Source organism: Mesorhizobium metallidurans STM 2683, from assembly GCF_000350085.1.
GTDB classification, from domain to species: Bacteria; Pseudomonadota; Alphaproteobacteria; order Rhizobiales; family Rhizobiaceae; genus Mesorhizobium; species Mesorhizobium metallidurans.
The window spans coordinates 20979-39576 of sequence record NZ_CAUM01000043.1 but is presented as its reverse complement, the minus strand read 5'-3'; the positions used below and the strand labels follow the sequence as shown (position 1 = coordinate 39576).

Genomic DNA, 18598 nt, shown 5'->3' with positions numbered 1-18598 from the left:
GGACCTTATCAAAAACGGTTCGGAGAGAAGGAAGAAAGATCAAGCGCCGGATTTTGCCCGAGAACGAGCTCGCGGATCAAGCGCGCGGTAGCCGCCGCCTGGGTCAGGCCGAGATGGCCATGGCCGAAGGCATAGACGATATTGCCGCCCTGGCTGGCGCGACCGATCACCGGCAGCGAATCCGGCAGCGACGGCCTAAACCCCATCCATTCGCGGCCGCCCGAGGGATCGAGCCCCGGCAGGAAGTTTTGCGCCTTCCGCAGCAGCGCCTTCGATCTGTTGTAGTTGGGCGGCCGCTCGATACCGCCGAGTTCGACGGCGCCGCCGACACGCAGACCCGTTTCGAGCGGCGTGACGACGAAGCCGTGCCCGGAGAAGATCAGCATCCGCTTCACATCGAAGGCACTCTTCGGCAACGTCGTGTTGTAGCCGCGCTCGGTCTCCAGCGGGATACGGTCGCCGAGATCTTTCGCCAGGAGATGCGACCATGCCCCGACCGCGACGACCAGGTGCCTTGCCTGCCGCGCGCTGCCGTCGGCCAGCGTCAATGTCACGCCATCCTGGCCCGCTTCGATATGGTCGATTCGCGCTTTTTCGAAACACGCGTCTTTGGTCTCGGCATAGGCCCAGACCGCCTTGCCCAGTAATTTCGGATCGGCAACCGTCTTCCACCCCGGCACAAATGTGCCCTTGACGAAGCGTGGCGACAGGCCGGGCTGCAAGGCGGCGAGAGCATCGCCTTCGACATGATTGAAGCCGATGCCGAAGCGTTGCCTGGCCGCCCAGCCCGGCAGCGACGCCCTGAACTCGGCCTCGCTCTCGTAGAGTTCGAGCGAGCCGTCCTCGCGCAGCATATCTGTCGTACCCGAACGTGTCATCAGCCCGGCCCATTCGGCCTCGGCGAGCCGCATCAGCCCGGCTTGCGCCGCGAGGCTGGCCTCATAGCGGTCGCTGCGCCCGGCACGCCAGAAGCGGGCCAGCCAGGGTAGGAGTGTCGGCAGATAGGCCGGCGGAATGCTGAGCGGGCCGAGCGGGTCGGCAAGCCATCTCGGCAATTGCCTGATCATGCCCTTGTGAGCCAGCGGCAAGACGTCGGAAAACGCAAAGGCCGCGGCATTGCCGGAACTCGTTTCCTCGCAAATGCCTGTCCGATCGAAGATCGTGACGTTTCGTCCGGCCTCAGCCAGATAGGCGGCGGCGCAAATACCGATGATGCCACCACCGATGACGGCGATGTCTTCACCTTCTCCCCGTTCACGGGGAGAAGGTGCCCGAAGGGCGGATGAGGGGCGGCGCCCCGCTTCTGTCGGCCTGGAATTTCCTTGCACGTCGGCGCTGCCCCTCATCTGGCTGCCGCTCTCTTCTCCCCGTGAACGGGGAGAAGAGAGCCTAGAACTGCGGCAGCTTCTGCCTCGCCGCCAATGCATCCCGCACGATCTTCTCGACCGCCTTGCGGCGCTCGCCCGACAGCGGCTGGCGCGGCATGCGCACGCGGTCGTTGGTGTCGATGGCAAGAACCTCGGCAAGCTTGATGTTCTGCACCAGATAGGTCGACACGTCGAGGTCGAGCAGCGGCCGGAACCAGCGGTAGATATCCAGCGCCTCCTCGCGGCGGCCCTGCTTCATCAGCTGGTAGATGGCGACGGTCTCGCGTGGAAACGCGGTGACCAGTCCGGCCACCCAGCCAATGGCGCCGACCGACAGCGCCTCGAACGCCAGATTGTCGACGCCGGTGAAGAGGTCGTAGCGGTCGCCGAAGCGGTTGATGATCTCGGTCGAGCGGCGGATGTCGTCGGAAGATTCCTTGATGGCGACAAAACGCTTGTCCGAGGCCAGTTCCTCCATCTGGTCGACGGTGACGTCGACGCGGTAGGCAAGCCGGTTTGAGTAGATCATGATGGGCAGGTCGCCTGCCTCGGCGACGGCCCGCAGCGCGGCAACCGTTTCCTGCGGATTGGTATGATAGATCGGGCTCGGCACCACCATCAGTCCATTGGCGCCTGCCTTCGCCGCACGGCGCGCAATGCTTGCGGCCTCGCGGGTGCCGGCTTCGTTGACCGTCAGCAGAACCGGCTTCTTGCCGGCAACCTTCTGTGCGGTCTTCAGCACCTCGATCTTCTCGTCATGCGACAGCATCGGGCCTTCGCCGAGCGAGCCGCAGACGATGATGCCGTCGCAGCCGGCCTCCATCTGCAAGCCAAAGCAGCGCTCCATTTCGGCATGGTCGAGGCTGTCGTCCTCGGTGAATTTGGTCGTGACGGCGGGGAAAACTCCGGTCCACATAGCTATCGCTCCATCTGATATATCAGTGATATATTTGCTCGGGGAGCGACTGTCAATGTTGAATCTGCTATGATATATCAAAAATATATCAGGAGACGCGCATTGGTATATGAGAATTCAAGCTCGGAGCCGGCCGCAGCGAAAGCCTACCGCGCGCTCGAGCATATGATCGTGACGCTCGAACTGGCGCCGGCAAGCTTCGTGACCGAGGGCGCGCTGATTGACAGGCTCGGGCTTGGCCGCACGCCGGTGCGCGAGGCGATCCAGCGGCTGGCCTGGGAAGGCCTGCTCGATGTCCGCCCGCGGGCCGGCATCGCCATCGCCCCGCTTCATCCCGGCGACTGGCTGCGCGTCCTCGATGCCCGCCGCGGCGTCGAGGTGGTCCTGGCCCGCTCGGCCGCCCGCTTCGTCACCCGCGAGGCCGCCGACCTGTTTCACGACGCCGCGCTCGCCATGCAGAGGGCGGTGATCTCAGGCAATGTGCTGGCTTTCATCCAGGCCGACAAGGCGCTCGACGAAGCACTTGCGCTGGCCGCCGACAACCCCTTCGCCGCCCGGCTGGCGGCGCCCTTGCAGACCCACAGCCGCCGCTTCTGGTTCCGCTACAAGGCCGACACCGGTCTCGCCGAATCGGCCGAGCACCATGTCGCGCTGATCCGCTCGATCCTCGCCGGCGACGAGGAGACCGCCGTCAAGGACGCCAAGCGGCTGATGACACTGCTGCGCGGCCACGCCGAGGCTGCCGCCACGCGCTAGATCACGATTCGAGCGAGCCTTCGACTGGCTGCTTCTGCGCCGCCCATTCCGCCAAATTCGCTCATGCGTTCCGCCGTCATGCGTCATGACCGACTGGGGCCACCAGGCTTTCCCAATTGTCGCCGGCAGCGATGATGCAGCTTCTGCCGGCGACATCGGTGACGGCGATGGTCCAGCTTCCCGTCTCTGCGACAAAGACTTCCATGATCGCCACCTGACCGATCAGCCCGAAAGCAAACTGTCTTTCCTGATACTTCTCGCTCAGTTGGGCGACAAGCTGGCCATGCTCGACGCAGAATTGGTTCTGGGCGCCGGCCGCGTTCGTACCCGCCGCCAAGGCGCCGGCAAGAATCAGGGCTTTCACCCAACCCAACAGAGATTTGCGTGCCATAGGGCACCTCCTTTGCCGTTCCGGCAAGGGAGAAGCCCAAGAGTGAGGTGCCTGACGGCCTCATTTTGCCGGAGCGGTCCAGGCCGGTTCCGACGTCATCATCGCGTCGCTCCTTTCCGTGTTCCGGTCTGCCATCCAGCGGATGTTCCCGCTATGTTCCATATATGGTGTCGGCAGGAGCAAATAACAAGCGGCAGACCCGTTTCGAACCTGCTGAGAAAAATGAAGCCTCGCGCTCAGCAACCGAGAGCGGCTACATGGCCTAGCTCCGCGTAGTCGAGAATAGGCCTGTCGCGCGTAACAATCGTCAAGCCGAACTGGCGGGCCGTCGCCACGACAATCCGGTCGGCGGGATCGCCGGGAGGGTCGGCGGGAAGGAAAGAGGACTCGATCAGGATGTCGTGATGCAGACTCGCCAAGGTAATTGCGGGATGATCCACGACTTTGGAGAACCATAGTGCTGGCGGCATGGTAAGAGCGATCTTTCTCTTGCGGACCAGCATTCCGATTTCCCAGCCGGAAAACGGTGAGATATAGAGCTGACCTGCCGTAGCAGCCTCCGCAATGGCTGTCCGCGAGCTTTCAGCGAGCGGCGACCTGTTGAACAACCAGATCACCGCGCACGTATCGAGAAGCAACGGGTTGGAGTTCATGCGTCACCGTCTTCGGCGTCCCAAATTTCTTCAGCCGGAGACGTCAGTGCATTTTCATCGTGAATAGTCACAGTGCCTGCGAGGGCGCCCCATGGGTCAAGAGAAAGTGGGGCCGTTGGCGGAGTAGCCAGCACGATCTGCGTTGCTTCCGAAACGCGAGTGAACGTGACGCTACGACCGGTTAGGTTGAGGTTTTCCGTCTTCCATCCGGCGTCGAGCCATGATTTGCCTTGGCTATGACTGAGATCGTTCGCCCACCAAGCCTGATAGTCGTAGGCGCTTCGGGGAAGCGGCGCGCCCAAAATTTCTTCTATTTTCTCAAAATCGAGACTTAACTCATCCAGAGCCTGCCTCTGCAGGAAATCAGAAATCGGAGCATACTTTGTCACGGAGGGCATCCTTTCCTTCAGTAGGATATCCTTAGTATATTCCATTCACCCAACAAGACAAGTGAAATCTGAGCGCAAATGAAGAGGGCGGAGCCAATGCCCCGCCCTCTTCATTGTTCGACCGTCGCCAGGCGGCGAGGACGCGCAACCATGAAATCGTCCGGCTAGTTCATCGTCGGAATGACGAACTCTGCGCCGTCCTTGACGCCGGACGGCCAGCGCGAGGTCACCGTCTTGGTTTTGGTGTAGAAGCGGAACGCGTCCGGGCCGTGCTGGTTGAGGTCGCCGAAGGAAGACGCCTTCCAGCCGCCGAAGGTGTAATAGGCGATCGGCACCGGGATCGGCACATTGACGCCCACCATGCCGACCTGCACCCGCGAGGCGAAGTCGCGCGCCGCATCGCCATCGCGGGTGAAGATGGCGACGCCATTGCCCATCTCATGGTCGTTCGCGAGCTTGATCGCATTCTCGTAGGTCGGTGCACGCACCACCGAGAGCACCGGCCCAAAGATCTCCTCCTTGTAGATGCGCATATCGGCGGTCACGTTGTCGAACAGGCAGCCGCCCATGTAATAGCCCTTCTCGTAGCCCTGCATCGAGAAGCCGCGACCGTCGACCACCAGCTTGGCGCCTTCCTTGACGCCGGTGTCGACATAGCCCTTGACCCGCTCCAGCGCCTGCGCCGTCACCAGCGGACCGAAGTCGGCCGACGAATCCGTCGACGGACCGACCTTCAGGCTTTCGACGCGCGGGATCAGCTTTTCCATCAGCCGGTTGGCGGTGTCATTGCCGACCGGGACGGCGACCGAGATCGCCATGCAGCGCTCGCCGGCCGAGCCGTAGCCGGCGCCGATCAGCGCGTCGACGGCCTGGTCCATGTCGGCGTCGGGCATGATGATCATGTGGTTCTTGGCGCCGCCGAAGCACTGCACGCGCTTGCCCGACGCGGTACCGCGCGAATAAATATAGTGGGCGATCGGTGTCGAGCCGACAAAGCCGATGGCCTTGATATCAGGATCGTCGAGGATGGCGTCGACCACGTCCTTGTCGCCATTGACGACGTTGAGGATACCCGCCGGCAGGCCGGCCTCGATGAACAGTTCGGCAATGCGCATCGGTACGCCCGGATCGCGCTCCGACGGCTTCAGGATGAAGGCGTTGCCGCAAGCGATCGCCGGCGCGATCTTCCACAGCGGGATCATCGCCGGAAAATTGAACGGCGTGATGCCGGCAACTACGCCGAGCGGCTGGCGCATCGAATAGACGTCGATGCCGGGGCCGGCGCCGTCGGTGAATTCGCCCTTCATCATATGCGGCGCGCCGATGCAGACCTCGACCACTTCGAGGCCGCGCTGGATATCGCCCTTGGCGTCGGCGATGGTCTTGCCATGTTCGCGCGCCAGGATGTCGGCCAGTTCGTCATAGTCCCTGGCGACCAGTTCAAGGAACTTCATCAGCACGCGCACGCGCCGCTGCGGATTGGTCGCCGCCCATTTGGGCTGCGCTTCCTTGGCATTGGCGACCGCCGCGCGCAGCTCAGCCTGCGAAGCCAGCGCCACCGTGCCGCGCACCGAGCCGTCCATCGGCTGCATGACATCCTGCTTGCGGCCGCTGGTCCCGGCGACACGCTTGCCGCCAATGAAATGACCGTACTCGATCATGGTTTCTCTCCCTGGATTTGTGATGAACCATTGTCCGCCTTTGTGCGCACGATGGCAACGCGAGCCAGAACGCAACCGTTGTGCGGAAAATAGATAGCGATTGACGACTGCGCATCAATCCTCGCAAATGGTAGGTGCGCGGGCCCCTGCCTAAGGATTGAGAAATTGAGTTCCTTCACCGCCCCCCTCTGTCCTGCCGGACATCTCCCCCTCAAGGGGGGAGATCGGCTGTCACGCCCGCCTTCGCAAACCTTCACTACAGTAGAAGAAATGCCAGCGGCGAAATTGCCAATCTCCCCCCTTGAGGGGGAGATGTCCGGCAGGACAGAGGGGGGCGCCGTAGAGCGCTGCCGTAACCGTCATTGCCCGGACCATCCTCATGAACTGGGATGACGTCCGCATCTTTCTCGCCGTGGCGCGAGCCGGCCAGATCCTTGGCGCGGCCAGGCGCCTGGAGCTCAACCACGCCACCGTCTCGCGCCGCATCGCCGCGCTCGAGGAAGCGCTCCGGACGAAACTCTTTCGCCGGCTCACCACCGGCAGCGAGCTGACGCCGGCGGGCGAGCGCTTCCTCGACATCGCCGAGCGCATGGAGGGCGACATGATCGCCGCGCGCTCCACGGTTGCCGGCGAAGGCGACGACGTCTCGGGCACCGTGCGCATCGGCGCGCCGGACGGTTTCGGAGTCGCTTTCCTGGCCGGGCGTCTCGGCGCGCTGACGGCCCTGCACCGCGAACTCACCATCCAGTTGGTGCCGGTGCCGCGCTCCTTCTCGCTGTCCAGGCGCGAAGCCGACATCGCCATCACCGTGGAGCGGCCGACGGAAGGCAGGCTGGTGGCGGGAAAGCTGGTCGACTACACGCTCGGCCTGTTCGCGTCCAAGGCCTATGCCGAAGCGCATGGCTTGCCGCAGACGCCTGCCGAGCTCGGCCGGCACAGCCTGATCGGCTATGTGCCGGACCTCATCGTCAGCCCCTCGCTCGACTATGCCGCCGAATTCAGCGCGGCATGGCGCACCAGCTTCGCCATTTCCTCCGCGCTCGGCCAGGCCGAGGCTGTGCGTTCCGGCGCCGGCATCGGCATCCTGCACACCTTCATCGCCCGCTCAATGCCGGAACTGGTGCCCGTCGACATCGTCGCGCCCATCCGCCGTGCCTACTGGCTGGTCTATCACGAATCGGTCAGGCCGCTTCGCCGCGTCCAGCTTGTCGCCAGCTTCATCACCAAGGCAGTGGAAAAAGAACGGGGATTGTTTGCGTGATGCATGCCGCCCGTAAGGGGAACCAGTTTTGGGACAACGACATGCATCAAGAGCAACCGAACCTTTTCCTCGCCACAAAGTCGGCGAGTGTGGCGATGCGCTGTTGCCGACGCCTTGTTTGTGCCGCCGCGCCGGACAGGGCATTTCTGGGGAAAGCTGGCGCGGGTAGACATGCGAGCCGTTCTTGCGATCCTCTTGCTGGCGCTTTCCGCCTGCGCCAACTCATGGACGAAGGTGCCGGAAGCGGAGCTGCCCAGATCCGTCCGCTATGCAATGGCGCGTCCATCGCCTTTCGTCTTCGGCGTTGGCGAAAACCAAGGTGACATCCGATCTCCCCCCTTGCGGGGGAGATGTCCGGCAGGACAGAGGGGGTGCTGTCCCGCCAGCCTCGGAAAGCTCTGGACCACTGCCCAGGCTCTACTTCACGTATCGTTCCGGTCCGAGATCCCGGACATCGATGTCCGGCACGCGGCTGGAGATGATGTCGGCCAGCACCTTGGCCGAGCCGCAGGCCATCGTCCAGCCGAGCGTGCCGTGGCCGGTGTTGAGATAGAGGTTGGAGAATTCGGTGCGGCCGATCAGCGGCGGCCCGTCGGGCGTCATCGGCCGCAGCCCGCACCAGAAGGTCGCCGCTCGCATGTCGCCGCTGCCTGGAAAAAGATCGCCGACCGAGTGTTCGAGGGTGCGGCGCCGCGATTCATGCAGTTCGAGGTCGAAGCCGGAAATCTCCGCCGTGCCACCGACCCTGATGCGGTCGCCAAGCCTGGTGATCGCCACCTTGTAGGTTTCGTCCATCACCGTCGACACCGGCGCGACGGCGGCATCCTTGATCGGCACGGTGATCGAATAGCCCTTGACCGGATAGACCGGGATCGGCCGCTTCAGCTGGCGCATGAACCCGGCCGAATAGCTGCCCATCGCCATCACATAGGCATCGGCGGCTCTCCAGCCCTTGCTTGTGCTGATGTTGGCGATGCGGTTGCGGTTCCTGATGATGCGCCTGATCGATACGTCGTATTCGAAGGTGACGCCGCGCGCCACGCAGAGCTCGGCCATGCGGTCGGTGAACATCTTGCAGTCGCCGGTTTCGTCGCCCGGCAACCGCAGGCCGCCGACGAACTTTTCGCGCACCCCCGCCAGCCCCGGCTCGGCCGCGATGCAGCCGTCGGGATCGAGGATCTCGTAGGAGACGCCATAGCTCTTCAGCACTTCGACATCGCCTGATGTGCCGTCGAGCTGCTGTTGCGTGCGGAACAGCTGCAGCGTCCCCTTGGCGCGCTCGTCATAGGCGATGCCGGTCGCCTCGCGCAGCGCCTTCAGCGTATCGCGGCTGTACTCCGCCAGCGGTACCATACGCGCCTTGTTCAGCGCATAGCGCTCGGTGGTGCAGTTGCGCAGCATCTTGACCAGCCATATCCACATATGCGGGTCCAGCGTCGGCCGCACCACCAGCGGGCCATGCTTCATCAAGAGCCACTTGATCGCCTTCAGCGGAACGCCAGGCCCGGCCCATGGCGAGGCGTAGCCCGGCGAGATCTCGCCGGCATTGGCGAAGCTGGTTTCGAGCGCTGGACCTTTCTGGCGGTCGATCACCGTCACCTGATGGCCGGCCTCGGCCAGGAAATAGGCAGTGGTGACCCCGATCACGCCACCGCCCAGCACGAAGATCTTCATCGCATAACTCTCCGCAACGACATTCTGTCCGGGTTTGAGGCGCGGGCCATCATCATGTTCTGTCTGCCGGATTTTACAGCGCCCGCCAAGGGGGCCGCGTGTCGCGCTTTAGCCGTTCAGGTAGCGCCGGTGGAAGCGATGGCCGAGACTGGTCAGGATTTCGTAGCCGATGGTGCCGGCATGGCCGGCCGCCTGGTCCACCGTCCGCGATGGCCCGATCAGTTCGACCAGATTGCCCGCCTTCAGTCTGCCGGGCGGCAGCGCCGAAATGTCGAGGATGATCGAATCCATCGACACGCGTCCGAGGAAAGGCAGCCGCACGCCTTCGAACCAGGCGGCCGAGGCGGCACGTCGATGCCAGCCGTCGGCATAGCCGAATGAGATCGTCGCGGCAGCCAGCGGAGCCGGCGTATGGAAACTATGGCCGTAGCCGACACCGGCACCCGCCTCCAGCATTCGCGTCTGGATGACCTTGGCCTGCAATCGCACTACTGGCAGCATCGGGTTCGGCTCGGCCGGCGTCGGATTGATGCCGTAGAGCGCAGCACCTGGACGAGCGAGGTCATAGTGAAAGCGCGGTTCAAGAAAGATCCCGGAGGAGTTGGCAAGCGAAGCCGGCGCCTTCGGCAGCTTTTTACGCAGCCGCTCGAATTCCAGCCGCTGCTGCTCATTGGCCGGATGCGCGGGTTCATCGGCGCAAGCCAGATGGCTCATCACCAAGGTCATGTCGATACCATCGAAAGCCTGCGGATCGCCCGCGATGGCCTCCACTTCCACCGCCGCCATGCCGAGCCGCGCCATGCCGCTGTCGACCTGGATCGCCGCGGGCAATTTCCTACCGGCGCGCCGCGCCGCCGCGCGCCAAGCCGCCAGCTGCTCCACACTGTTGATGACGGCGGTGAGCCTAGCCGCCTCCGCTTCGCCTTCCGCGCCGGGCGCTACGCCGTTCAGCACATGGATGGCGGGCACAGAACCCAGCACGCGGCGCAGGACGATCCCTTCGCTCACAAATGCGACAAAGAATATGTCGCAGCCTTCCCTGGCCAGCGCCGCCGCCACTTGCCCGGCGCCGAGCCCGTAGCCATCGGCCTTGACGACGCCGGCGCAGCGGGGGCCGTCCAGCCGTGCCTTCAGCCGCCGGTAATTCTCACGGATCGCACCGAGATCGATGGTCAGGATCGCGCCGGCCGCCGGATCGCTAACCGTGGCGCCTTCGCCAGCGGCCCCTTCCGGAACGGATTTCTTTCGAACGTCGTTCATGCCGACCTCGCTCGCAGCGGATCGGCCATCAATAAGGCGATGCTGCCGACGCATCAACCATGGCCGGCACGGCAGATCACAGGCGGCTACGTCACCAGATGCCGGAACGCCGCCACCACGTCCTCATAGACCTTGCGCTTGAATGGCACGACCAGGTCGGGCAGTTCCTGCATCGGCCGCCACGCCCATTTGTCGAACTCGGCGGTGTGGCCGCCCGGCGGCGGATTGATCTGGACTTCGCTTGCGTCGCCATGGAAGCGGAAGGCAAACCATTTTTGCGTCTGACCGCGATATCGGCCCTTGAAGGCGATGCCGACCAGATGCGCAGGCAGATCGTAATTGATCCAGCGCGGCGCCTCTGCCAGCAGCGAGACCGAGCGCATGCCGGTCTCTTCATACAGTTCGCGCTCCGCCGCCTGCAGCGGCTCCTCGCCCTTGTCGATGCCGCCTTGCGGCATTTGCCAGAGCTGAGTCGTGCCAGCGAATTCGCTGTCCGGTTCGGCAATACGGTGGCCGACCCAGACCAGACCCTCGGCATTTAGGATCATCAGCCCAACGCAAGGGCGATAAGGCAGCGTCTCGGGGTCGATCTTCTTTTTTGCCTTCGCCATGCTCAACCTTTTTGCGGATCTATCGCCACTGCCGAAATCGGCACGATTTCGATACCGCGCTTCCTGGCCTCGATCACCCAGGACGCCACCGTGTCGACCGTGATGTCGAAGGCCGAGCCGATGCCGACGGCCGAGCCCTTCGCGCGGGCGGTCGCTTCGAGTTGGTCCAGCTTCTTGAGAATGGCGCCACGATCCTGCACGGCGTCGATCGCCGTATCGCCTGCCACGAACGGCACGCCGTCCTTCAGCGCCAGTTCGGGGGCGAGGCTGCGTGCTGACGAACCGTCGTCGACATAGGCCAGGCCGCGCTTGCCGAGCTCGGCCATGAACGGACCCATCGCCATCGCGTCGGCCGAGAAACGCGCGCCCATATAGTTCATCACGCCGGTATAGTTGGTCGTCCGCGACAGCGCCCAGCGCAGGCTCTTCAAATTCTCGTCCGGGCTCGCCGTGATCGTCAGCGTGTTGCGGCCGGGATTGACGTTCGGATAGTCGAATGGCTCGAGCGGCACCTGCATGACGATCTCATGGCCGCCCTGCCGCGCCGCCTGCATCCAGCGGCCGATGCTGTTGCCTTGCGGCGCGAACGCCAGCGTCACCTCCGCCGGCAGCTTGGCGATGGCTGCCTGCGTACCGGTCTGCGACACGGCGAGCCCGCCGATGACGATCGCAACACGTGCGCCGCGCGCCCCGGACCACGGCCGCGCATAGACATCGAACGGCCGCCTGCCATCGGCGGCGCGGACCGGCAACGGGCCGGTATCGCTGGCTTCGATCAGCGCCCTGTCGGGAAGATGCGCGATTTTCAGGTTCTGGCCGATGGCCGAAGGGTCACGGATGACGATCGCGGCTTTAGGAGGAGTATCGCCCTCTTCGGTCTCGACATGGATGATCTGCGGGCCGCCGGTCTTGGGCGCTGCTTCCGCTTTCGGCGCCGGCGCTGGCTCGGTCGCCGGCGCGGCGGCGTCCGTCACCTTCGGCGTCGAAACAGCGACGACCTCCGGCTTTCGAAACGGCTTCTCGCGCAGCGCGATGGCGCCGGAGACGCCGATCACCGCCAGTACGACAAGCGCAGCCGCAACCGCGGGGCCGCTGATCTTGCTGCTGGCCGCGCGTGTCGGCCGGATAGCCTGTCCGAGCGGGCGTTCGATATCCTTGCCGATGTCAGCCAAGCCGCATCCCCCGCGCATGACCCCGAAAAGCGGGGCCCACTTTTCGGAAAGGATCATGCGCAATCAAAAAAATGTTGCCGCAATCCCCGAATCAAACTGCCGGAACCTCGCGGCCCCGGCAGCATCGCATTGCTTCGATCAGGCGGCCAGACCTCCAATGCATGTCGCCCAAAAGTGGTCCCGGTTTCGGGACAACGACATGCATCCAAACAAAGGGCCCGGCCGGTCGACCTTTACTGGTTCAGCACAGCCTTGTCCGGATTCGGCGGGAACGCCGGATCGGTCTTTTCGCCGCGCAGAAGCTGCTCGGCATAGATGAGTTGCAGGTCGTCCTTCGGCTCCGGTGGCACATAGGCTGCCGAGCCCGAACCGGTCGTGCCTTCATCAGCGCCCTTGATATGACCCTTGAGGTCCGATTCGCCGCGCGTCAGGTCCCTGCCCTGCAGTTCCGCCGGCAGCGGCTGGTCGACCTTGATGTCGGGCGTGATGCCCTTGCCCTGGATCGACTTGCCTGACGGCGTGTAATAGAGCGCCGTCGTCAGGCGCAGCGCGCCGTTCTCGCCAAGCGGGATGATGGTCTGCACCGAGCCCTTGCCGAAGGATTGCGTTCCGACCACCGTGGCACGGCGCAAATCCTGCAGCGCGCCGGCGACGATTTCGGACGCACTGGCCGAGCCGCCATTGACAAGCACGATCAGCGGCTTGCCGCCGATGTCGTCGCCCGGCCGCGCGTCGAAGCGGGTAACGTCCTTCGGATCGCGGCCGCGCGTCGAGACGATCTCGCCGCGGTCGAGGAAGGCGTCGGACACGCTCACCGCCTGGTCGAGCAGGCCACCGGGGTTGAGCCTGAGATCGAGCACATAGCCCTTGAGCTTGTCGTTCGGCACCTGCTTCTTGATGGTGTCGATGGCGTTCTCGAGGTCGTCATAGGTCTTTTCGGTGAAGGAGGTGATCTTCATGTAGCCGATGTCGTTCTCGACCCGGAACTTGACCGCCTTGACCTTGATGATGTCGCGCACCACCGTCAGCTCGATCGGCTTGTCGGCGCCCTGGCGCAGGATGGTGAGCTTGATCGGCGTGTTGACCGGCCCACGCATCTTCTCAACCGCGTCGTTGAGGGTCAGGCCGCGAACCTCGTCGCCGTCGATCTTGGCAATGTAATCGCCGGCCAGCACACCCGCCTTGGCGGCAGGCGTGTCGTCGATCGGCGTGATCACCTTGACCAGGTCGTTCTCCATGGTGACCTCGATGCCGAGGCCGCCGAACTCACCCTTGGTCTGCACGCGCATGTCCTGCGCTTCTTCCGAATTCATGTAGGAGGAGTGCGGGTCGAGCGACGTAAGCATGCCGTTGATGGCGTTCTCGACCAGCGACTTGTCGTCGGGCGGCGTCACATATTGCGCCCGCACCCGCTCGAAGATGTCGCCGAAGATCGCCAGTTGCTTGTAGGTCTCGGAGCCCGCAGCGTTCGCCGTCGAGCTTGGCGCGCCATAGACCAGGCTCATCGCGGATGCGCCCATCAGCGCACCGGCAAACAGAAGCGACAGTTTCCGCATCATCTCACGTCCTTCCAGAGAAACGGTCCGCCCACCATGGGGTCGGATCGACGGGTTTTCCATCCTTGCGGAACTCGACGTAGAGCTCCGGCGTGGCATTTCCATTCTTCGAGGCCGAGGTGCTTGCCACCCGGGCCTCTCCCATCGCGCCGACCGGCTCTCCTGCGAGCACCGACTGGCCAGACGCGACGCTGATTCTGCTCATCCCCGCCAGAACGACATGATAGCCGTCACCCGCGTTCAGGATCAAGAGTTGACCATAGGAGCGAAAAGGCCCCGCATAAAGCACATTTCCGTCCGCCGGCGCCGTGACGATGGCTCCCGATTGTGTCGCAACCATGTCGCCGAGCATCACCGCACCGTTACCGTCATCGGCGCCGTAACGTCGCTTGATCTTGCCGATGACCGGCAGCGCGATCTGCCCCTGGAGCGCCGAAAACGGCGCGGCGGCGGCAAGCTGGTTGGCTTCCGGCACCGGCAGGGACGCCAGCTCCGGCTGCGCCGAGACCTTGTCGGCGTCCGCCGGCTTCTGCTCGGCGGCCTTGGCCGCGTCCGCCGCCTTGCGCTCCTTGTCGGCCTCGAGCGAGGCGATCAGTTCCTTCAGGCTGCCGGCCTTGGCCGCAAGTGCCTGGGATCGCTGCTTTTCGGCGGCCAGCGCGGTCTGCGTGTCGGCCTCGAGTTTCTGCTTGGCTTCGAGCAGCATGCTTAGCCGCTTCTTCTCCGCCGTCTGCTCGCCGACCGCCGCCGTCAGCCGTGTCCGCTCGGCCTCGATCGAGGCCGTCACCCGCGACTGCTCCTTGAGGTCGGCCAGCAGGATCTCGGTCTGCTGGCGCAATTCCGGCACCACCGCGCCGAGCAGGATGGCACTGCGCACCGACGACAGCGCGTCCTCCGGCTTGACCAGGATCGCCGGCGGCGGATTGAGCCCCATGCGCTGCAGCGCGCCCAGCACCTCGGCCAGGACGTCGCGTCTAGCGGCCAGCGAGGCGCGGATCTTCTGCTCCTCGCCCTTCAGCCCTTCCAGCTTGGCGCCGATGTCCTCGATATCCTGACCGAGCTTCTGCTCGGTCATCGCCGACTGGATCAGCGCCGCGGTGATCGAGGCATGGTCTTTCTTGATCGTCGCTATGTCGGCGGCGAGCTTGGCCAGCCGCTCGGACGACAGCGTGATATCCTTCGACACCTGTTCGTATTCGGCCCGGCTCTGATCCGGATCGGGCGCCATGTCGAGCGTGTTTTCGGCCCTGGCGGCACTGAGCGACAGCACGAATGCCACCGCCGCAATGCCGCAGCCGCGCAGAATGCTCGCTCTGGTCCGTCCAATTTCAGACATTGAAGCCCGACTCTATGCGTGGCTTCGTTAACGAACAATCAACCATGTTCGATAGGCTTGCCAACGTAGCACAGTCTCACGGTGCATTGGGGCGGAAATCCGTGTGATTCGCAACGATTTGCGGTCAGGCTCACGACCGATGATAGGGATGGCCGGACAGGATAGTGGCCGCCCGGTAGAGCTGCTCGCCGAGCATCACGCGGACCAATTGGTGCGGCCAGGTCGGCGCGCCGAATGACACCATCAGATCGGCCTGATCGCGCAACGACTGGTCGTGGCCGTCGGCGCCGCCGATGGCAATTACCAGTGCCTTGCGCCCACCATCGCGCAGCAGGCCGATGCGGCCGGCGAAATCGTCAGAGGAGAGGTTTCTGCCGCGCTCGTCGAGCAGCATCAGCGCGGCGCCAGGCAGCAGATACGTCTGCAACCTCTGGCCTTCCTCGCGCCGCCGCTCGGTGGCGGTCTGGGCGCGGCCTTCCACGATCTCGGCAATGCCGGCAAATTCGAGCCCTACCGCGGGGCCACTTTTGGCGAAGCGCTCGAAATAGCGGTCGGCGAGCTGCTTCTCGGGGCCGGCTTTCATCCGGCCCACGGCATGAACTGATATCTTCATCCTACCTCAAGGGCCGCTAATGCATGTCGCCCAAAGCCTGCCCTCGGGCTTGAACCGAAGGTGCGCACCGGTTTGGCACAACGACATGCATCAAGACAAATACGGCTCAGTGCAAGGTCTCTTCCTCGAGATCCGGCGCCTGCCACATCTTTTCGAGATTGTAGAAGTCGCGGACTTCGGGACGGAAGACATGGACGATGATGTCGCCCGAATCGATCAGGACCCAGTCGGCGCCAGCCAACCCCTCGACGCGCGCCGTGCCGAGCCCGGCATCCTTGAGCGCTTTGAGGAGATGATCGGCAACTGCCGAGACGTGACGGTGCGATCGGCCCGACGCGACGACCATATAGTCGCCGAGGCTCGATTTTCCCTGAATGTCGATTGAGACGATGTTTTCGGCCTTGGAGTCTTCCAGACTGGCAAGGACTGTCTTGATGGCGCGGGACACGGCGTCGTTTACGCTGATCCCGGCCGGCGAAGGCACGATATCGGCCCTCTTCCGCAGTGCTGTTCTCAGTGTATTTCCTTTCGCAGCAAGAACAACCAAATCACCCGTGAAATCAGGTGACACCGCTTAAATAGGCAGAGTTCCGTTGCAGTTTCAAGACGGCAATCCCTGCCGTCGCCAACGCAGTGGCCTTCTTCCGGTTCCGCAGCACAAGAAAAATCGGAACTCTTGCCGCCCTGCAGGGGTTATCGACGCATCGACCAACCGGATTTCCGTCATGCCGATCGATCCCCAGAACGCCCTCCTCAGCGTGCAGGCCGGCCTTGCGCAGCTCAGCACCCTGATCGTCTCCTATTCATTCTCGGCCATCGGCGCCGTCATCCTGCTGGTCGTCGGCTATATCGTCGCAGGCCTCGCCGAGCGCTCGCTCTACGCCGGCCTCGGCCATATCAGCGGCTTTGACGCGACGCTGCGCCACTTCTTCTCGAAGATCGCCCGCTACGCCATCCTGATCCTCGTCGTCATCATGGTGCTCGGCCAGTTCGGCGTGCAGACGGCCTCGATCATTGCCGCCATCGGCGCCATTGGTCTCGCCATCGGCCTGGCGCTGCAGGGCACGCTGCAGAACATTGCCGCCGGCATCATGCTCTTGGCGCTACGGCCATTCCGCATCGGCGAATATGCAGAAGTCGGCGCCATTTCCGGGACCATCGAGGAAATCGGCCTGTTCGCCACCAGGTTGAGGATGCTCGACGGCGTCTACATCCTTGCGCCCAATTCGACACTGTGGAACCAGCCTGTCCGCAACTATTCGCGCAACGGCGTCCGCCGCGGCGACATCACGCTCACCATCGGCTCCTGGAACGACATCGATCTCGCGCAAAAGACGATGCTCGGCGTCGCCGCCGCGGAGCGGCGCGTCAGGCGTGAACCGGCGCCGATCGCCTTCGTCGCCACCGTCGGCGACAGCACTGTCGCCATCACCTTGCGCTACTGGACCTCGGCCGCGGATTTCTTCGCCACCCAGATCGACCTCACCAAACGCGCCAAGCAGTCTTTCGACACCGAAGGCATTTCGGTTCCGGCACCACCGCCGGAAGCGCCCCGGCAGGAAGCCTCCGCCACACGGCAATAGCCTGAGATCTCAATCCTCAGTACGACCGCGCTGCTCCTCCGGTGCAAAGGCCAGTTCCACCGGCAGCGGCGCTTGCGCGCTCATCGGCGCGAAATTGCCGGTTTCGGTGGCTGGAACGGCCCGCGTCGTCATCACCCGCCACAGCACGAACAGGCAGAACGCAGCGGCGATTACGATGGCCACATAGATGAAGGTCTGCGTGCCATAGAAGGCGGAAAGCCCGGTCACGATGCCTGGCACGATGAAGCCCGCCAGCGACCATGCAAACAGAAGCGAACTGGACAGCGCCACCATGTCATCCTTGCTGGCGCGGTCGGCGGCATGTGCGCTGGCCAGCGAATAGATCGATTCCGAGGCGCCGTCCCAGACTATGTAGATGACAACGAGCGCCGCCAGCGCACCGCCGTCGAAGCCCAGCGCAAACAGGCCCGCCGCCAGGGCCAGCGCCGAGGCGGCGATCAGCACATAGCGCCGGTCGGTGCGGTCGGAAATCCAGCCAAGCGGGATCTGCAGGATCAGTGTGCCGACCGGCATCGCCGACAAAAGCAGCGCCACATCCGCCTGGCTGTACCCCTTGGCCGTGGCATGGATCGGCGCGAAGCCCGAAATCGCCATCGACAGGCCGCCGACGGCAAGCATGCCGGCAACGCCCACCGGCGAAATCCGCCAGGCCAGGCCGAGCGCGACCGATGCAGCCTGCGGCGGCGGCGGCTGGGCGAGCCGAGTCAGCCCCACGGGCAGGATCGACAGCGCCGTGAAGGCGATGCCGATCAGCGGCGCCTGCGCAGTCCCGATATCGACCGCCGCCAGCGCGGCGTAACCGACGCCGAGCCCCGCGACATAGGAGACGTAGAACACCGCCATGACTCGGCCGCGTATGGCGTTGGCGACGGCATCGTTCAGCCAGCTCTGCGCGACGATGAACAGCCCGCATATGGCAAAGCCATAGAGTGCGCGTGCCGCGATCCATAGCAGCGGGATCGTTCCGGCCCCGACGGCCGCATTGGACAACACGATCAGCGCCGAAAGCACCATGAACGCGCGGGCATGGCCAACGCGCCGCACCAGCGGTCCGGTCAGGATGCAGCCGGCGAGGCCGCCGGCCGAAAGGCCGGTGATGATCAGCCCGGCCCAGGTCGGATCGAAACGCTCGGCGCCAAGCCGGACCGGGATATAGGCGAACATCAGCCCATTGCCGACCGCGACCAGCGCCATCGACAGGATGACGCTGGCAATGGCGATCGCCGGCGCCGACGGGCTGCCCTGCCGCGGGTCGTGTCTGGTCTGGTTTCGCTCGATTGTCGTCATCTTGGCGCAGGATCGCCTAAGGATCGGGCAAAGGCCGCTGCAAAAGCGACATCGCCGGACGTGCCTTCTCCCCTCTAGGAGAAAGGGAGTTCGT

At 64.1% G+C, this 18598-nt stretch carries 18 protein-coding genes; 3 read left to right on the top strand and 15 right to left on the bottom strand.

Translation table 11 applies throughout. The features are described 5' to 3' along the window. Nucleotides 1-8: 8 nt before the first annotated feature. Together MESS2_RS08245 and MESS2_RS08240 are read right to left on the bottom strand one after the other, a co-directional pair. On the bottom strand, nucleotides 9-1346 hold the full coding sequence (locus MESS2_RS08245) for an NAD(P)/FAD-dependent oxidoreductase (protein WP_008873721.1): 1338 nt from the start codon (nucleotides 1344-1346) through the stop codon (nucleotides 9-11). A 43-nt stretch (nucleotides 1347-1389) separates the two neighbouring features. Beyond that, on the bottom strand, nucleotides 1390-2283 hold the full coding sequence (locus MESS2_RS08240) for a dihydrodipicolinate synthase family protein (protein WP_008873720.1): 894 nt from the start codon (nucleotides 2281-2283) through the stop codon (nucleotides 1390-1392). 69 nt (nucleotides 2284-2352) lie between these two features. Between MESS2_RS08240 and MESS2_RS08235 the strand changes: the two genes are divergently transcribed. Continuing rightward, nucleotides 2353-3039 (top strand): GntR family transcriptional regulator, encoded by a 687-nt coding sequence (locus tag MESS2_RS08235; protein WP_083918431.1) that lies wholly within the window; start codon nucleotides 2353-2355, stop codon nucleotides 3037-3039. Nucleotides 3040-3115: 76 nt separating this feature from the next. Here MESS2_RS08235 and MESS2_RS08230 read toward each other — a convergent pair whose 3' ends face one another. From MESS2_RS08230 to MESS2_RS08215, 4 genes are all read right to left on the bottom strand, one after another. Then, nucleotides 3116-3430 carry a hypothetical protein gene (locus MESS2_RS08230; protein WP_008873718.1) on the bottom strand — a complete coding sequence of 105 codons (315 nt, stop codon included), beginning with the start codon at nucleotides 3428-3430 and terminating at the stop codon, nucleotides 3116-3118. 236 nt (nucleotides 3431-3666) lie between these two features. Further along, nucleotides 3667-4083 carry a type II toxin-antitoxin system VapC family toxin gene (locus MESS2_RS08225; protein ID WP_008873717.1) on the bottom strand — a complete coding sequence of 139 codons (417 nt, stop codon included), beginning with the start codon at nucleotides 4081-4083 and terminating at the stop codon, nucleotides 3667-3669. Continuing rightward, the gene (locus tag MESS2_RS08220; protein WP_244439911.1) at nucleotides 4080-4481 is read right to left on the bottom strand and encodes a DUF7662 domain-containing protein; all 402 of its coding nucleotides are present in this window, start codon (nucleotides 4479-4481) and stop codon (nucleotides 4080-4082) included. The genes MESS2_RS08225 and MESS2_RS08220 overlap by 4 nt, the downstream gene beginning before the upstream one ends. A 155-nt stretch (nucleotides 4482-4636) precedes the next feature. Continuing rightward, nucleotides 4637-6133, bottom strand: a complete 1497-nt coding sequence (locus MESS2_RS08215; RefSeq protein ID WP_008873715.1) for a CoA-acylating methylmalonate-semialdehyde dehydrogenase — start codon at nucleotides 6131-6133, stop codon at nucleotides 4637-4639. Between the two features lie 379 nt (nucleotides 6134-6512). On the opposite strand from MESS2_RS08215, the gene MESS2_RS08210 reads away from it, so the two are divergent. After that, nucleotides 6513-7394, top strand: a complete 882-nt coding sequence (locus tag MESS2_RS08210; protein WP_008873713.1) for a LysR family transcriptional regulator — start codon at nucleotides 6513-6515, stop codon at nucleotides 7392-7394. 417 nt (nucleotides 7395-7811) lie between these two features. Here the strand turns inward: MESS2_RS08210 and MESS2_RS08205 are convergent, their stop codons facing one another. From MESS2_RS08205 to rsfS, 8 genes are all read right to left on the bottom strand, one after another. Next, nucleotides 7812-9140, bottom strand: a complete 1329-nt coding sequence (locus tag MESS2_RS08205) for a D-amino acid dehydrogenase (RefSeq protein WP_341872352.1) — start codon at nucleotides 9138-9140, stop codon at nucleotides 7812-7814. A 36-nt stretch (nucleotides 9141-9176) separates the two neighbouring features. Then, on the bottom strand, nucleotides 9177-10328 hold the full coding sequence (alr, locus tag MESS2_RS08200) for an alanine racemase (protein WP_008873711.1): 1152 nt from the start codon (nucleotides 10326-10328) through the stop codon (nucleotides 9177-9179). Between the two features lie 86 nt (nucleotides 10329-10414). Further along, the gene (locus tag MESS2_RS08195) at nucleotides 10415-10939 is read right to left on the bottom strand and encodes an RNA pyrophosphohydrolase (protein WP_040592512.1); all 525 of its coding nucleotides are present in this window, start codon (nucleotides 10937-10939) and stop codon (nucleotides 10415-10417) included. A gap of 2 nt (nucleotides 10940-10941) precedes the next feature. Continuing rightward, nucleotides 10942-12111 carry a divergent polysaccharide deacetylase family protein gene (locus tag MESS2_RS08190; protein ID WP_040592522.1) on the bottom strand — a complete coding sequence of 390 codons (1170 nt, stop codon included), beginning with the start codon at nucleotides 12109-12111 and terminating at the stop codon, nucleotides 10942-10944. A 233-nt stretch (nucleotides 12112-12344) separates the two neighbouring features. After that, on the bottom strand, nucleotides 12345-13670 hold the full coding sequence (locus tag MESS2_RS08185; protein ID WP_008873708.1) for a S41 family peptidase: 1326 nt from the start codon (nucleotides 13668-13670) through the stop codon (nucleotides 12345-12347). Between the two features lies 1 nt (nucleotide 13671). After that, the gene (locus MESS2_RS08180; RefSeq protein ID WP_008873707.1) at nucleotides 13672-15000 is read right to left on the bottom strand and encodes a murein hydrolase activator EnvC family protein; all 1329 of its coding nucleotides are present in this window, start codon (nucleotides 14998-15000) and stop codon (nucleotides 13672-13674) included. 130 nt (nucleotides 15001-15130) lie between these two features. Continuing rightward, nucleotides 15131-15613, bottom strand: a complete 483-nt coding sequence (gene rlmH, locus MESS2_RS08175) for a 23S rRNA (pseudouridine(1915)-N(3))-methyltransferase RlmH (RefSeq protein ID WP_040592511.1) — start codon at nucleotides 15611-15613, stop codon at nucleotides 15131-15133. A gap of 106 nt (nucleotides 15614-15719) precedes the next feature. Beyond that, nucleotides 15720-16097 (bottom strand): ribosome silencing factor, encoded by a 378-nt coding sequence (gene rsfS / locus MESS2_RS08170; RefSeq protein WP_023678068.1) that lies wholly within the window; start codon nucleotides 16095-16097, stop codon nucleotides 15720-15722. 241 nt (nucleotides 16098-16338) lie between these two features. Between rsfS and MESS2_RS08165 the strand changes: the two genes are divergently transcribed. Then, a complete protein-coding gene (locus tag MESS2_RS08165) occupies nucleotides 16339-17196 on the top strand; it encodes a mechanosensitive ion channel family protein (RefSeq protein WP_008873704.1) in 858 nt (285 codons plus the stop codon). Nucleotides 17197-17205: 9 nt separating this feature from the next. Here the strand turns inward: MESS2_RS08165 and MESS2_RS08160 are convergent, their stop codons facing one another. Continuing rightward, nucleotides 17206-18504, bottom strand: a complete 1299-nt coding sequence (locus MESS2_RS08160; RefSeq protein WP_008873703.1) for an MFS transporter — start codon at nucleotides 18502-18504, stop codon at nucleotides 17206-17208. Between the last annotated feature and the right edge of the window lie 94 nt (nucleotides 18505-18598).

What these genes read in the sequence shown, in the direction of transcription:
- MESS2_RS08245 (WP_008873721.1), bottom strand. Translation starts at nt 1,346, where the DNA reads ATGAGGGGCAGCGCCGACGTGCAAGGAAATTCCAGGCCGACAGAAGCG.
- MESS2_RS08240 (WP_008873720.1), bottom strand. Translation starts at nt 2,283, where the DNA reads ATGTGGACCGGAGTTTTCCCCGCCGTCACGACCAAATTCACCGAGGAC.
- MESS2_RS08235 (WP_083918431.1), top strand. Translation starts at nt 2,353, where the DNA reads ATGATATATCAAAAATATATCAGGAGACGCGCATTGGTATATGAGAAT.
- MESS2_RS08230 (WP_008873718.1), bottom strand. Translation starts at nt 3,430, where the DNA reads ATGGCACGCAAATCTCTGTTGGGTTGGGTGAAAGCCCTGATTCTTGCC.
- MESS2_RS08225 (WP_008873717.1), bottom strand. Translation starts at nt 4,083, where the DNA reads ATGAACTCCAACCCGTTGCTTCTCGATACGTGCGCGGTGATCTGGTTG.
- MESS2_RS08220 (WP_244439911.1), bottom strand. Translation starts at nt 4,481, where the DNA reads ATGCCCTCCGTGACAAAGTATGCTCCGATTTCTGATTTCCTGCAGAGG.
- MESS2_RS08215 (WP_008873715.1), bottom strand. Translation starts at nt 6,133, where the DNA reads ATGATCGAGTACGGTCATTTCATTGGCGGCAAGCGTGTCGCCGGGACC.
- MESS2_RS08210 (WP_008873713.1), top strand. Translation starts at nt 6,513, where the DNA reads ATGAACTGGGATGACGTCCGCATCTTTCTCGCCGTGGCGCGAGCCGGC.
- alr (WP_008873711.1), bottom strand. Translation starts at nt 10,328, where the DNA reads ATGAACGACGTTCGAAAGAAATCCGTTCCGGAAGGGGCCGCTGGCGAA.
- MESS2_RS08195 (WP_040592512.1), bottom strand. Translation starts at nt 10,939, where the DNA reads ATGGCGAAGGCAAAAAAGAAGATCGACCCCGAGACGCTGCCTTATCGC.
- MESS2_RS08185 (WP_008873708.1), bottom strand. Translation starts at nt 13,670, where the DNA reads ATGATGCGGAAACTGTCGCTTCTGTTTGCCGGTGCGCTGATGGGCGCA.
- MESS2_RS08180 (WP_008873707.1), bottom strand. Translation starts at nt 15,000, where the DNA reads ATGTCTGAAATTGGACGGACCAGAGCGAGCATTCTGCGCGGCTGCGGC.
- rlmH (WP_040592511.1), bottom strand. Translation starts at nt 15,613, where the DNA reads ATGAAGATATCAGTTCATGCCGTGGGCCGGATGAAAGCCGGCCCCGAG.
- MESS2_RS08165 (WP_008873704.1), top strand. Translation starts at nt 16,339, where the DNA reads ATGCCGATCGATCCCCAGAACGCCCTCCTCAGCGTGCAGGCCGGCCTT.
- MESS2_RS08160 (WP_008873703.1), bottom strand. Translation starts at nt 18,504, where the DNA reads ATGACGACAATCGAGCGAAACCAGACCAGACACGACCCGCGGCAGGGC.